This is a genomic window from Pseudomonas sp. PDM10 (assembly GCF_014852295.1).
Taxonomy (GTDB): domain Bacteria; phylum Pseudomonadota; class Gammaproteobacteria; order Pseudomonadales; family Pseudomonadaceae; genus Aquipseudomonas.
Window position 1 is genome coordinate 573,181 of record NZ_JACVBJ010000001.1, and the last position, 13,764, is coordinate 586,944.

General features: G+C 58.3%; 10 protein-coding genes. 7 read left to right on the plus strand and 3 right to left on the minus strand.

Annotated features, from left to right (window positions below):
• Positions 1-157: 157 nt before the first annotated feature.
• Positions 158-388 (plus strand): DUF4160 domain-containing protein, encoded by a 231-nt coding sequence (locus tag IB252_RS02760; protein WP_165934043.1) that lies wholly within the window; start codon positions 158-160, stop codon positions 386-388.
• Positions 376-879, plus strand: a complete 504-nt coding sequence (locus IB252_RS02765; protein ID WP_192406654.1) for a DUF2442 domain-containing protein — start codon at positions 376-378, stop codon at positions 877-879. The genes IB252_RS02760 and IB252_RS02765 overlap by 13 nt, the downstream gene beginning before the upstream one ends.
• Here IB252_RS02765 and IB252_RS02770 read toward each other — a convergent pair.
• Positions 876-1,952, minus strand: a complete 1,077-nt coding sequence (locus IB252_RS02770) for a DUF748 domain-containing protein (protein ID WP_192406656.1) — start codon at positions 1,950-1,952, stop codon at positions 876-878. The two genes, IB252_RS02765 and IB252_RS02770, sit on opposite strands and share 4 nt — an antisense overlap.
• A 126-nt stretch (positions 1,953-2,078) precedes the next feature.
• Between IB252_RS02770 and cysK the strand changes: the two genes are divergently transcribed.
• Together cysK and IB252_RS02780 are read left to right on the plus strand one after the other, a co-directional pair.
• The gene (cysK, locus tag IB252_RS02775; RefSeq protein WP_192406657.1) at positions 2,079-3,053 is read left to right on the plus strand and encodes a cysteine synthase A; all 975 of its coding nucleotides are present in this window, start codon (positions 2,079-2,081) and stop codon (positions 3,051-3,053) included.
• Positions 3,054-3,263: 210 nt separating this feature from the next.
• A complete protein-coding gene (locus IB252_RS02780) occupies positions 3,264-4,202 on the plus strand; it encodes an aspartyl/asparaginyl beta-hydroxylase domain-containing protein (RefSeq protein WP_008153168.1) in 939 nt (312 codons plus the stop codon).
• A 53-nt stretch (positions 4,203-4,255) separates the two neighbouring features.
• Here IB252_RS02780 and IB252_RS02785 read toward each other — a convergent pair whose 3' ends face one another.
• Complete coding sequence (locus tag IB252_RS02785; RefSeq protein WP_306109819.1) at positions 4,256-4,996, minus strand: hypothetical protein; 741 nt, start codon at positions 4,994-4,996, stop codon at positions 4,256-4,258.
• 457 nt (positions 4,997-5,453) lie between these two features.
• Here IB252_RS02785 and IB252_RS02790 point away from each other — a divergent pair, with 457 nt between their 5' ends.
• Complete coding sequence (locus IB252_RS02790; protein ID WP_192406659.1) at positions 5,454-6,317, plus strand: DMT family transporter; 864 nt, start codon at positions 5,454-5,456, stop codon at positions 6,315-6,317.
• A 273-nt stretch (positions 6,318-6,590) separates the two neighbouring features.
• Here the strand turns inward: IB252_RS02790 and IB252_RS02795 are convergent, their stop codons facing one another.
• Entirely contained in the window at positions 6,591-7,499 is a 909-nt protein-coding gene (locus tag IB252_RS02795; RefSeq protein ID WP_192406660.1) for a DMT family transporter, read from the minus strand.
• A gap of 129 nt (positions 7,500-7,628) precedes the next feature.
• On the opposite strand from IB252_RS02795, the gene aceK reads away from it, so the two are divergent.
• Together aceK and hrpA are read left to right on the plus strand one after the other, a co-directional pair.
• A complete protein-coding gene (gene aceK, locus IB252_RS02800; RefSeq protein ID WP_192406662.1) occupies positions 7,629-9,347 on the plus strand; it encodes a bifunctional isocitrate dehydrogenase kinase/phosphatase in 1,719 nt (572 codons plus the stop codon).
• A 233-nt stretch (positions 9,348-9,580) separates the two neighbouring features.
• A complete protein-coding gene (gene hrpA, locus IB252_RS02805) occupies positions 9,581-13,492 on the plus strand; it encodes an ATP-dependent RNA helicase HrpA (protein ID WP_192406664.1) in 3,912 nt (1,303 codons plus the stop codon).
• Positions 13,493-13,764: the final 272 nt, after the last annotated feature.

Consider the following 13,764-nt stretch of genomic DNA (forward strand, 5'->3'; position numbering starts at 1 on the left):
GGGCGCAATAATTGTAGTACCCGACTATAACGCGGTGCCTGGGCGACTGTGAACGCAGACGGCTTATTCAGTCTCTGAATGGAGCGTCACATCTTGACTCAGTTTCGGCCGCTAGCCAGTATTGAGCTATCGCCATTTTGGCGATAGCTTGCGGGGCATGTCTACTAAATACCGATTTCGCGATACATACCGCATTCAGTTACGCGAGAAGGATCACCCGCCGCCCCATGTTCACCTGACCGGTGGCGGGCTCGACGTGATGCTCAGCCTGGAAACCGTCGAAGTGATGGTGGGCAAGGCGCCGCCGCTGATTATCAAGGAAGCGCTGGCGTGGGTCAGGGCCCATCAGGTGCAATTGCTGGAGGATTGGAAACAATGTTACCCATGAAGCGACCACGGCTGTCGGCCGTGCAGGCGTTGCCGGATCACCGCCTTATGCTGACCTTTATCGACGGTCAGCAACTCACTCTCGATTTGAGTCGGGACCTGCGCGCCTACCCTGGATTGCAGCCATTGCTGGAGGTGGTCGCTTTCGAAAGAGCAACCCTGGGTGATGAAGGCTGGAGTGTCGAGTGGCCCGAGCTGGACATCCAGATCGGCGCAGACACCCTGTATCTGGATGCTCTCGCACAAAATGCAGTAGACGAAAACACCCGGATCTTCATCGACTGGCGCGCGCGCACCGGGCTGCCGCTCAATCAGGCGGCCGAAGCGTTGGGGGTCAGTGCCCGCAGCATCACGCGCTACAGCAGTGGTCGTGAAGCTGTTCCGCGATCGCTGGCACTGGCCTGCCTGGGCTGGGACTTCTTGCAGCAGCAATCGAACCCGGCGCGGGCGGCGGAAGAAACCGGTCGTTACACCGTCACACGCAAGTCTTAGCCGGCATCCGGTTTCGGCCGTTCGTACTGGGCATTGAACGCCTCGATGAAACCATTACGCAAAATCTGCAAAAAAGCCTCGAATGCGCTGATATCTTGTTGATGCACGCTGCCTCTGAGCTGGACGCGAGTGGCGAACTGGTTTTTCGGCTGGTTCTTCAACACATTCTCGGTACCCCCGACGAGTGCTTCCCAGATGGAGCGAAAAATCCCTTTGTCTTTGTTTTCCACGTCCTGTTGCCAATTGAACACATCGACGTCCTTCAGCAGCGGTTTGATGTAACCCGTCAATTGAGCTTTTTTAGCCTCGGCTTCAATGACCACATCACCGTGACCGGCATTGAAGTCGAACTTGCCATAGGCCGAAGCGAAGTCGTTCAAGCGTTTGAGTTCGATGTCTTTGGCCCGCAGGCGGAACTCGAAATCTTCAAAGTTGCTAAAAGGGTCGAAGGTGGCGGTGGTTTCCAGTGGTGCGTGCCCAAGTAGCAGCGCCTTGCCGTCGAAGCGAGCGTCGCGTTTGCCTTTGGTATCGACCACGTTGGTCAGGTTGTAAATGCTGGCATTGACCTGAGTGGCATTCATGTTCACGGGCGGTTTTGAATTGAAGTTTCGGAAGGTGACCCGCCCGTCGTTGATCCGTACTTCGTTCAGGGTAATCGGCAGCAATTTTTCCAATTGTGCCCGCCAGTCGGTACCTTCACCGGTCTGGGAGTTTTTCTTGTTGGCACCGCCGTCGACGAAGTTCACCTCGGGTTTGTCGAACTGCGCCTCAGCTACCACGGCGTGGTCGTACCAGAGTGAGTGCCAGCTGACGGAGAGGTCAATCAATGGCGCGTTGACGAAAGGCACGGGGACCTTGCCATTGACCTTGACGATTTTCAGTCCATTGATTTTGTAGGCGCCGCGCCACAGGGCCAGGTCCACGTCGGTAATCTGCCCACGGTAGTCACCCATGTTCGCCAATCTTTCGTTGAGGTAGTCGCGCACCACGTAGGGCAGGGCAATGTGCAGGGCAACCAGCAGCACGACGAGGCCGGCGAGGGTCCACAGGGGCCAACTGTATCGACGCTTCATGGCGGCAAATCTCTGGCGGTATAAAGCGATTGACTGCTGCGGTTACGGGACGTTCGACTGACTGGACGACCAAGGGCAACAGGCATACCTTGGAGAGCTTATTTAACGCTGTATAAGGACCCAGCCATGAGCCGTATCTACGCTGACAACGCCCATTCCATCGGCAATACACCGCTGGTGCAGATCAACCGTATCGCCCCGCGCGGCGTGACCATCCTGGCCAAGATCGAAGGGCGTAACCCCGGTTACTCGGTCAAGTGCCGGATCGGTGCAAACATGATCTGGGACGCCGAAAGCACCGGCAAACTCAAGCCTGGCATGACCATCGTCGAACCGACCTCAGGCAACACCGGTATCGGCCTGGCGTTCGTCGCTGCGGCTCGCGGTTACAAGTTGATGCTGACCATGCCGGCGTCCATGAGTATCGAGCGACGCAAAGTGCTCAAGGCTTTGGGGGCCGAACTGGTACTGACCGAACCGGCCAAGGGCATGAAAGGAGCGATCGAAAAGGCGGCTGACATTGTCGCCAGCGACCCGGCGGCCTACTTCATGCCGTCACAGTTTGAAAACCCGGCCAACCCGGCCATCCACGAAAAAACAACCGGTCCGGAAATCTGGAACGACACGGACGGTGCAGTCGACGTACTGGTGGCAGGTGTCGGAACGGGTGGAACCATTACCGGGGTTTCGCGGTATATCAAGAATACCCAGGGCAAACCGATTATTTCGGTGGCGGTGGAGCCAGCGGTGTCGCCAGTCATCACCCAGGCAATGGCCGGTGAAGAAATCAAGCCGAGCCCTCACAAGATCCAGGGTATTGGTGCCGGTTTTGTGCCGAAGAATCTTGATCTGTCGATGGTCGATCGGGTCGAGTTGGTCAGCGATGAAGAATCCAAGGCCATGGCCCTGCGCCTGATGCAGGAAGAAGGGATTTTGAGCGGCATTTCCTGCGGCGCCGCCATGGCGGTGGCCGTTCGCCTGGCGGAAACCCCGGAAATGCAGGGCAAGACCATCGTGGTGATCCTGCCGGACTCCGGTGAACGCTACCTGTCGAGCATGCTGTTCAGTGATCTGTTTACCGAGCAGGAGAATCAGCAATAGGCGTTGCGGTTTTTGATCCAGTGGGATGGGGTTGATTCAGGTCAGCCCCCGTTCAGGAACCTTATGTTAAGAAGTGCTTTATTGCGTAATCCTTAACACTGAATGTTGAAATGCACGGGTGTTTCCCGAGGCCGGTAATGTTTATCATGACGGGCTGCCACGTCGGGTAAATGGCGTTATGCAAAGTTGTCTACTATCAAGGAGTTGTTGATGACCGTTTCCCTTGCCGCAAAGGCGTCGCTGTTGTTGCTGTTCTTCGGCAGCACTCTCTATGTGCATTTGCGCGGCAAGGCGCGTTTGCCGGTCTTGCGTCAGTTCGTCAACCACTCGGCGTTGTTCGCACCCTATAACGCCTTGATGTACCTGTTCTCCAGCGTGCCGTCCAAACCCTATCTTGACCGCAGCAAGTTCCCGGAACTGGATGTACTCAAGGACAACTGGGAAGTCATCCGCGACGAAGCGATGCATTTGTTCGACGAGGGTTACATCCGCGCCGCCGAAAAGAACAACGACGCTGGTTTCGGTTCGTTCTTCAAGAAAGGCTGGAAGCGCTTTTACCTCAAGTGGTACGACAAACCACTGCCATCGGCCGAAGCCCTGTGCCCGAAAACCGTGGCATTGGTCAGTAGCATTCCCAACGTCAAAGGCGCCATGTTCGCGTTGCTGCCAGGCGGCAGCCACCTCAACCCGCACCGTGATCCGTTCGGCGGTTCCCTGCGTTATCACTTGGGGCTGTCGACGCCGAACTCCGACGATTGCCGGATCTTCGTCGACGGTCAGGTCTACGCCTGGCGTGATGGCGAAGACGTGATGTTCGACGAAACCTACGTGCATTGGGTCAAGAATGAAACCGACAAGACTCGGGTCATCCTCTTTTGCGACATCGAACGACCGCTGAGCAACCGCCTGATGACCCGCCTCAACCGCTGGGTCAGTGGTTTTTTGGGTCGCGCCACTGCACCGCAGAATCTTGATGATGAACGTGTTGGCGGGATTAACCATGTTTATGCATGGAGCAAGAACTCCAGCGACAAGTTCAGCGGTGTGATCAAACAGTGGAAGCGTCGCAATCCCAAGGCCTACCGTGTGCTGCGACCAGTGTTGGCGGTGGTGGTGTTTACGTTGTTGGGGTATTGGTTGTTTGGGTGATTCCGTGCAAGAAATGAAAAACCGCTCATCGGAGCGGTTTTTTTTCGCCGAAGTTATGGTCGCCCGGCGAGCACGTCAGGTTCGCCTTCGATACCCGTCGCAAGGACCTGTAAAATGCGCCGCTGACTGGCCGTCAGTTCTACTTTGACAGGTTTGTTTTCCTGGGCAGAGGAGCGTTTTCTTATGTGCGGGTTTCTGATGACTCCGTGCATATTTCCTCCGTTATCGGTCATTAATTGAACAGTTTTCACGATACTAGGCTCTCCACAGTTTTGACAAGTCGACGCTTCAGCGTCTTCGTAGAAATCGAGTCGTTTATAAATAGAAATTGCACCTTCCAGCGGTTCCTGTACTTCGATGAATCTACTACCGATAATCACGGCGTAATGTTCGATGGCCGAAACAGCGAGGGCCGCAATCCGGTTTTTTAAAGGATGTGCTTCTCGCGGTCGCCCTTCCAATCGCACGATGCGGATTCGTTGCCGACTGTTGTTCGGATTCGCGAAGCATAGTCCGCACAATTCCTCTTCGAACCAGATGGCAATATCCAGAGACAAAGGCTCCTTTGCTTTCCATCCTATGACCTCATTCCATAAAAAGTGTGGATCCTCCCAGCGCTCGCAAGCATCCAGCGCCTGCGCATTGATGGCGTCAAACCGCACCCGCGATAGATCAATGTCCGTTGGGCCTGCCAGTTCCAGTTCATGTTGCAACTGAGCAGCGCTGATAGCAGCAAGCGTTCTAGCCCTCGATCGATACAACTGATACCGAAGATGCGTCCGTTCCCTTGGCATGTGATCTCGTGCATTCCCTGTCCCTCATAGCGGGCGTTTGCATTTCTCTCCAAGGTAGATTGCGGTGCTGCAGCTGTCGTTACTGGCCCTTTGACCAAGTCATTGCAATCTATGTCGCGGGCTGGTTATAGTCGGCGCTCGCCTGCTTTCCCGAGCACGGCCCTCAAAAAAGATCAGCCCATGCCTGCTTCCCTCATCAACGCGGTAGTCGATTCAGCGGTCAACGCTGGCGTCGTGCCGTGCGGGAATCAGCAGCCTGCGCAGATCAGTCATTACCCCCCACCTGTCAGTAGCTCGCCGGTGTGCGCAGTCGTATCACCGCCAGGCGTTGGCTTTTCGGGCTGATCAGCTTTTTTCTGCTGTTCCCACGCCCGTCTGAAAAAGCGCTCGCTTGAAAAAAACTACTGAATTTCAGCTTCGGCTGAGTTGGCTTTTTGCCTGACTACAGGTGGTATTCATGTTTGTCCTTTCGAAAAACACCGCGCTCGCGGCGGCGTCCACGAGCCTGTTCGTTCTGCTGTGGAGCAGCGGGGCGATTTTCTCCAAATGGGGCTTGGCCCACGCGTCCCCCTTTGCCTTTCTGCTGTTTCGCTTTGCCATCGCGCTATTCGGTCTGGTGCTGCTGGTGCCGTTGCTCAAGTTGAAGCTGCCCAAGGGCGGCAAGCCGATGGTGTATGCGATGGCCACGGGTGTGGTGTTGCTGGGGGCTTATCAGATTTTCTATCTGCTGGCCCTGGACCTGAAAGTCACCCCGGGAGTGATGGCGACGATCATGGGCGTGCAGCCCATTCTCACGGTGGTGATCATGGAGCGTCAGCGATCAGCCAGCAGAATGTTTGGTCTGACGCTGGGGTTGGCCGGGTTGATCATGGTGGTTTACCAAGGCATCGGTCTGGCCGGTATTTCGCTGGCCGGGATGCTCTTCGGTTTGCTGGCACTGGCGAGCATGACGTTCGGTTCGATCATGCAGAAGCGCATCACCGACAATCCACTCGGCACGCTGCCCGTGCAGTACCTGGCGGGGCTGTTGCTCTGCGGAGTCTTCGTGCCGTTCCAACCCTTTCATTTCGAACACGGCACCGGTTTTATCGTACCGGTGTTGTGGATGGGATTGGTCGTGTCGGTGCTGGCGACCTTGCTGCTGTATCGCCTGATCGCCCGGGGCAACCTGGTCAATGTCACCAGTCTGTTTTACCTGGTGCCGGCGGTGACGGCGGTGATGGATTACCTGATTTTCGGCAACCGGCTGGCGGCGTTGAGCATGCTGGGCATGTTGCTGATCATCGTCGGTCTGGTGTTCGTATTCCGTAAAAACGCTTGAAACAAAACAAGGCCTGGGGCATGAGCTCCAGGCTTTGTTTTATGGTTCTTCACGGAATCCCGGGAAACACAGAAACAAGAACGCCAATCCGCTGGAGATTCGGCGGCTGGTGGATGGCGAGGTGAGTGATTTGGCTCTGTAGTCGTCTGAACCGACGCCATCGCGGGCAAGCCTTGCTCCTACAGGTTTGATGTCGTGCGCAATGTACGTGAACGACACGGCACCGTAGGAGCAAGGCTTGCCCGCGATGGCGTCATCAGCAACACCGTCAAACTACTTGGCAGCCACCCCAACAGCCTTCACCACCGATGTCTTCAACACCAACCACAACGCCGCCGCAATCAACACCCCGCCATAGATGTGCGCCATCGACAACGGTTCATCCAGCAACAACGCCCCCCACAACACCCCGAACGGCGGAATCAGAAAGGTCGTGGTCATCGACTTCACCGGCCCGACCGAGCTGAGCAGGCGGAAGTAAATAATGTACGCAAGCGCCGTACATACCAGCCCCAACCCCAGCAGCGACAACCAGACACTCCAGCCGCCCCAGCTCTCCGGTGGCTGGCTGATCACGCTGTAACCGAACAGCGGCAACAGAAACAACGTCGCGCCCAGCATGCTGCCCACCGCCGATAGACGACTGTCGAGACCTCCGGCCTGATCGAGCCAGCGGCGCGCGAGGAATCCGGCGAAACCGTAGCAGGTCGTGGCGAGCAGGCAGGCGAGGGCGCCCATCAGCAGTTCCATGTCGAACGCCACCGGACCGGCTCGGGTCAGGATGCCCACGCCAAGCAACCCGAGGAACACGCCGCCAAGCTTGGCGGCGGTGAGCCTTTCATGGAAGAACAGACCGCCGATCAGCACGCCCATCAATGGCGTTGTGGCGTTGAAAATCGCCGAATAACCGGCCGGTAACACTTGCGCAGCCACCGAATAGAGGGTCGCCGGAATCCCGGAGTTGATCACTCCGAGCAGCATCACGGTTTTGAGTTTGCCTTTGAAATCCCAGCTGATGCGCATCAGACCGAGAATCACCAGCAGGCCGGTAGCGGCAATCGATACGCGGAAAAAAGCAGTGGGGATTGTGCCAATTACCGGGGCGATGATGCGCATGAACAGAAAGCTCGCGCCCCAAATGGCGGCAAGCGATAACAAACGCAGAGTATCGACGGGGTTCACAGCACGTTCCTTCCTTGATGGGCGCGCAAGTGTCGCGCCAGTCAGGACGCAAGGCAATGGTTGCGTTGCGTAACAAAGGGCCACTAAGCTCAGGCCCCACGATAAGCATCAGCCGCCGAGGTTTTACCTATGCCGCAGCAATGGCCAGCCGCCGACATCGCCCGAATGATCCTCGATGGCTTTGACGATTACCGCGAGCATTTCCGCCAGATCACCGACGGCGCCCGGGCTCGCTTCGAGCAGGCCAAGTGGCAGGAGACGCAATCGGCGTCGGCCGCGCGGATCAATCTCTACGAAGAAAAAGTCAGCGAAACGGTGGAACGGCTGCGCATCGCTTTCGACGCCGACACGCTGGATGTCAGCTGCTGGCCGCTGGTCAAAAGCGCTTACATCACGCTGATCGACCTGCGCTTCGACGATGAACTGTCCGAAACCTGGTACAACTCGATCTTCTGCGGGCTGTTCAGCCACGACTTGATCAGCGACGGCTGCATGTTCATTCACACCACCCGGCCGAGCCTGCGCCGGGCCCGCGCCGCACAAACCCGTACCTACAAGCCTCAGGGGCAGCTGTCCGGGATGCTGGCGAGCATTTTTGCCGACTACCGCTTCAGCGAGGATTACGCCGACCTGGCCGGCGACCTGCGCCGCCTCGAAGCTCAACTACGTGAAAACCTGCCGGACTGGGTCTGCAAGGACCCGGAATTGAGCGTCGAACTGTTTTCCTCGGTGCTTTACCGCAACAAAGGCGCGTACCTGGTCGGGCGCATCTACACCCAGGACGAACAATGGCCGCTGGTGATTCCGCTGCTGCATCGCGAAGGTCGCGGGATTCAGATCGATGCGCTGATCACCGATGAAGCGGACGTGTCGATCATCTTCTCGTTCACCCGTTCGTATTTCATGGTCGACGTGCCGGTACCGGCGGAGTTCATCGGTTTCCTCAAGCGCATTTTGCCGGGCAAGCACATCGCCGAGCTGTACACCTCGATCGGCTTTTACAAACACGGCAAGTCCGAGTTCTACCGGGCGCTGATCAATCACCTGGCCAACACCGACGACCAGTTCATCATGGCCCCGGGCGTGCGTGGCATGGTGATGAGCGTGTTTACCCTGCCGGGTTTCAACACCGTATTCAAAATCATCAAGGACCGCTTTTCGCCGTCGAAGAACGTCGACCGCGCCACGGTGATCGAGAAGTACCGCTTGGTGAAAAGTGTCGACCGGGTCGGGCGCATGGCCGACACCCAGGAATTTTCCGACTTCCGTTTCCCGTTGAGCAAGTTCGAGCCGGCCTGTCTGCAAGAATTGCTCGAGGTGGCCGCGTCCACCGTGTCGGTAGAGGACGACACCGTGCTGATCCGCCACTGCTGGACCGAACGGCGGATGACGCCGTTGAACCTGTATCTGGAGAACGCCAACGACGCTCAGGTCCACGAGGCGCTGGAAGATTACGGTCTGGCGATCAAGCAACTGGCGGCGGCGAACATTTTTCCCGGCGACATGCTGCTGAAGAACTTCGGCGTCACGCGTCACGGGCGAGTGGTGTTTTATGACTATGACGAGATCTGCTTCCTGACCGAGGCCAACTTCCGGCATATCCCGCAACCGCGCACGCCGGAAGATGAGATGGCGTCGGAGCCTTGGTATTCGATCGGACCGCTGGATGTGTTTCCTGAAGAGTTTCCGCCGTTTTTGTTTGCTGATTCCGGGCAGCGCAAGTTGTTCGATCAGTTGCATGGTGAGTTGTACAACGCCGATTACTGGAAAAGCCTTCAGGAAGCGATTCGCGCCGGGAAGGTGATTGATGTGTTCCCGTACCGCCGTAAGGGCCTCGACAACGAATAGTCCCGCTGAGTGAACCCCCTGTGGCGAGGGGATTTATCCCCGTTCGGTTGCGAAGCAATCGTAAACCGGTCAGCGCGGTTTATCTGAAATGCCGCGGTGGATGGTTTTAGGGTCGCTTCGCAACCCAACGGGGATAAATCCCCTCGCCACAAAGGCAGGTTGAGTTCGTCGCCGAGCCCCCAAATCTGCGACAATCCACCCCCTGCGCCACTAGACGACTTATTGCGTACCTGATGACTGACGAATCGCCTTCCATCGACAAACTGCTGAAAAACCTCGATCACGCCATGCTCGCCGACCGCCACCGGCTGCGGCGGCAGTTGCTTGAGCTGCGCAAAAAACCTGACGAGGCCAAGCTGGCCCAGTGGGTGACGCGCACGCAGGCGTCCTGTGATCAGGTGTTGGCGCGGCGGGCCAGCCTGCCGGTGATTCGTTACGACGACAGCCTGCCGATCGCCGCCAAGCGCGACGAAATCAAAGCAGCGCTGCTCAAGCATCAGGTGCTGATCATTGCCGGTGAAACCGGTTCGGGTAAAACCACCCAGTTGCCGAAGATCTGCCTGGAAATCGGTCGCGGTCAGCATGGCCTGATCGGCCACACCCAGCCTCGTCGAATCGCCGCCCGTAGCGTGGCGAGCCGGGTCGCTGAAGAACTGGCGACGCCGTTGGGGGCGCTGGTCGGCTATCAGGTGCGGTTCGAAGACCAGAGCGATTCCAACACCCTGATCAAACTGATGACCGACGGCATCCTGCTGGCGGAAACCCAGAACGACCGCTACCTCGAACGCTACGACACGATCATCGTCGACGAAGCCCACGAACGCAGCCTGAACATCGACTTCCTGCTCGGTTACCTGAAAACCCTGTTGCCGCGTCGTCCGGACCTGAAAGTCATCATCACTTCGGCGACCATCGACCTGGAGCGCTTCTCCAAGCACTTCGATGACGCGCCGATTGTCGAAGTCTCCGGCCGCACCTTCCCCGTGGAAACCTGGTATCGCCCGCTGACCCTGGAGCAGGACGAAGAGGGCAACCGCGTCGAGGACGACTTGACGGTGGATCAGGCGATCCTCGCCACCCTCGACGAAATCGCCGCGTTCGAACGCAGCGAGCGCAAGAGCCCTGGCGACGTGCTGGTGTTCCTGCCCGGCGAGCGCGAGATTCGCGACGCGGCGGACATGCTGCGCAAGGCCCAGCTCAAGCACACCGAGATTCTGCCGCTCTATGCACGGCTGTCGCCGGCCGAACAGCAGCGGATTTTCCAGTCGCACCCAGGTCGCCGCGTGGTCCTGGCGACCAACGTCGCGGAAACCTCGCTGACCGTGCCGGGCATTCGTTACGTGATCGACAGCGGTACCGCGCGCATCAGCCGTTACAGCTACCGCGCCAAGGTCCAGCGCTTGCCCATCGAAGCCATTTCCCAGGCCAGCGCCAACCAGCGTAAAGGTCGCTGCGGGCGGGTCGAGCCGGGTATTTGTATTCGTCTATACGGTGAAGAAGATTTCATTGGCCGGCCAGAATTTACCGATCCGGAAATCCTGCGCACCAACCTCGCGGCGGTGATTTTGCAGATGCTGCATCTGCGCCTCGGCGAGATCACCGATTTCCCGTTTATCGAGCCGCCGGATGGCAAAGCCATCAGCGACGGTTTCAACCTGCTGCAAGAACTCTCGGCGGTCGACCGCAACAGCCAACTGACGCCGCTTGGCCGCCAATTGGCGCGGCTGCCGGTGGACCCGCGCATGGGCCGCATGCTGCTGGAAGCGGCGAAACTCGGCAGCTTGCAGGAAGTGCTGATCGTCGCCAGCGCCATGTCGATTCAGGACCCGCGCGAGCGTCCGCCGGAACGTCAGCAAGCGGCGGATCAGGCTCACGCGCAATGGAAAGACGTGGACTCGGATTTCGCCGGGCTGGTCAATCTGTGGCGTGGTTTCGAAGAACAGCGTCAGGCCCTGACCGCCAGCCCGCTGCGCAATTGGTGCCGCAAAAACTTCCTGAATTACCTGCGTCTGCGCGAATGGCGCGACTCCCATCGGCAGTTGAGCCTGATCTGCCGCGACATGCAGTTGAGCCTCAACAAAGAGCCGGCGGATTACCCGAAACTGCACAAAGCCGTGCTCTCGGGGCTCCTCAGCCAGATCGGCCAGAAAACCGATGAAGGCGATTACCTCGGTGCGCGTCAGCGGCGCTTCTGGATTCACCCGTCATCGGGCCTCGGTAAAAAGCGTCCGCAATGGCTGATGGCTGCCGAACTGGTAGAAACCACCAAGCTCTACGCGCGCATGGTCGCCAAGATCGACGCCGACTGGATCGAGCCGCTGGCCGGGCACCTGATCAAGAAAAACCACTTCGAACCCCATTGGGAGAAGAAACGCGGTCAAGTCGTGGCGTTCGAGCAGATCACGTTGTTCGGGCTGATCGTGGTCGGTCGCCGGCCGGTGCACTACGGGCCGATCGAGCCGGTGGTGTCTCGTGAGTTCTTCATTCGCGAAGGTCTGGTACGCGGCGAGATTCAGTCCAAGGCCAAGTGCCTGACAGCCAATGCGCAGTTGCTGGAACAGCTCGACGAACTGGAAGCCAAGGCTCGCCGTCGCGACATTCTGGCCGACGAAGAAACCCTGTATGCCTTCTACGATGCACGACTGCCGGCGGAGATCCACCAGACTGCGACCTTCGACAGCTGGTATCGGGTCAACAGTCAGAAAGACCCGCAGCTGCTGATCATGCGCGAAGAAGACGTGCTGGCCCGCGAGGCGAGTGAAGTCACCGCTTTGCATTACCCGGACACCTTGCACATCGGTGATCTGGAGTTGGCGCTCAGTTACCACTTCGAACCGAACCATCCACGCGACGGCGTAACCCTGCGTGTGCCGGCGCCGTTGTTGCCGATGCTGCCGCCGGAGCGCCTGGAATGGCTGGTGCCGGGCGTGATCGAGGCCAAGTGCATTGCGCTGGTGCGCAACCTGCCCAAAGCCCTGCGCAAGAATTTCGTACCGGTGCCGGACTTCGTCAAAGCCGCATTGCAGCGCATGACTTTTGCCGAGGGCTCGTTGCCTCAAGCGCTGGGTCGTGAACTGTTGCGCATGACCGGTGCGCGGGTCAGTGATGAAGCCTGGGCCGAAGCGTCGCAGCAGGTCGACAGTCATTTGCGGATGAACCTGGAAATCGTCGACGGCCAAGGCAAGTTCCTCGGTGAAGGGCGCGATCTGGCGGAACTGACCGCACGCTTTGCCGAAGCCAGTCAGGCTGCATTGGCTGTGCCGCAAACCGCGAAAAACCAGCAACCGGTGGAGCCGAAAGTGTTTGCCGCCGTCGCCGAGAAAACCCAGCAGAAGATCGCCGGGCTATCGATGACGGTGTATCCGGCGCTGGTGGAAGAGAGTGGCACGGTCAAGGAAGGACGTTTCTCGACGCCGGCCGAAGCCGAGTTTCAACATCGCCGCGCCTTGCAGCGTTTGCTGATGCAGCAGTTGGCTGAACCGGCGAAGTTCCTGCGCAGCAAGTTGCCGGGGCTGACCGAATTGGGCCTGATGTACCGCGACATGGGCCGCATCGACAGTCTGGTCGAAGACATTCTGCTGGCCAGCCTCGACAGCTGCATTCTCGACGGCGAAGACCCGCTGCCACGGGATGGCGCCGGGTTGGCTTCACTGGCTGAACGCAAGCGCGGCGGCTGGACCGAGCATGCCGAGCGCTTGGCCAAGCTGACGCTGGAGATTCTCAAGCTCTGGCACGGCCTGCAAAAACGCTTCAAGGGCAAGATCGACCTGGCGCAAGCCGTGGCCCTGAACGACATCAAACAGCAGCTGAGTCATCTGGTGTATCCGGGCTTCGTCCGGGAAACCCCGATGCAGTGGCTCAAGGAGTTGCCGCGTTATCTGAAAGCGGTCGAGCAGCGCTTCGAGAAAATCGGCGCTCAGGTGCAGAGGGACCGGGTCTGGAGCGGCGAGTTGTCTGGTCTGTGGACGCAATATCAAACCCGCGCCAACAAACATGCCCAGGAAGGCAAACGCGATCCGCAGCTGGAACTCTATCGCTGGTGGCTGGAGGAATACCGGGTTTCCCTGTTCGCCCAACAATTGGGGACCAAGGTGCCGATATCCGACAAGCGCCTGAACAAGCAATGGACCCAGGTCGAACCGTAAACCCTGTGGGAGCGGGCTTGTGTGGAGAGGGGATTTACCTGTGGTGAGAAATTTATCTGTGGTGAGGGGATTTATCTGTGGCGAGGGGATTTATCCCCGTTGGGTGGCGAAGCCGCCCCAAAAACCTGCAACCTCGGTATATCAGGTACACCGAGTGTGCTGGTTTCACGACTGCTTCGCAGCCGAACGGGGATAAATCCCCTCACCACAGATAAATCCCCTCGCCACAAAAGTTCCCACATTAGGTACGCGTTACTCTCGCAAAAGGCGCC

What these genes read in the sequence shown, in the direction of transcription:
- IB252_RS02760 (WP_165934043.1), top strand. Translation starts at nt 158, where the DNA reads ATGTCTACTAAATACCGATTTCGCGATACATACCGCATTCAGTTACGC.
- IB252_RS02765 (WP_192406654.1), top strand. Translation starts at nt 376, where the DNA reads ATGTTACCCATGAAGCGACCACGGCTGTCGGCCGTGCAGGCGTTGCCG.
- IB252_RS02770 (WP_192406656.1), bottom strand. Translation starts at nt 1,952, where the DNA reads ATGAAGCGTCGATACAGTTGGCCCCTGTGGACCCTCGCCGGCCTCGTC.
- cysK (WP_192406657.1), top strand. Translation starts at nt 2,079, where the DNA reads ATGAGCCGTATCTACGCTGACAACGCCCATTCCATCGGCAATACACCG.
- IB252_RS02780 (WP_008153168.1), top strand. Translation starts at nt 3,264, where the DNA reads ATGACCGTTTCCCTTGCCGCAAAGGCGTCGCTGTTGTTGCTGTTCTTC.
- IB252_RS02785 (WP_306109819.1), bottom strand. Translation starts at nt 4,996, where the DNA reads ATGCCAAGGGAACGGACGCATCTTCGGTATCAGTTGTATCGATCGAGG.
- IB252_RS02790 (WP_192406659.1), top strand. Translation starts at nt 5,454, where the DNA reads ATGTTTGTCCTTTCGAAAAACACCGCGCTCGCGGCGGCGTCCACGAGC.
- aceK (WP_192406662.1), top strand. Translation starts at nt 7,629, where the DNA reads ATGCCGCAGCAATGGCCAGCCGCCGACATCGCCCGAATGATCCTCGAT.
- hrpA (WP_192406664.1), top strand. Translation starts at nt 9,581, where the DNA reads ATGACTGACGAATCGCCTTCCATCGACAAACTGCTGAAAAACCTCGAT.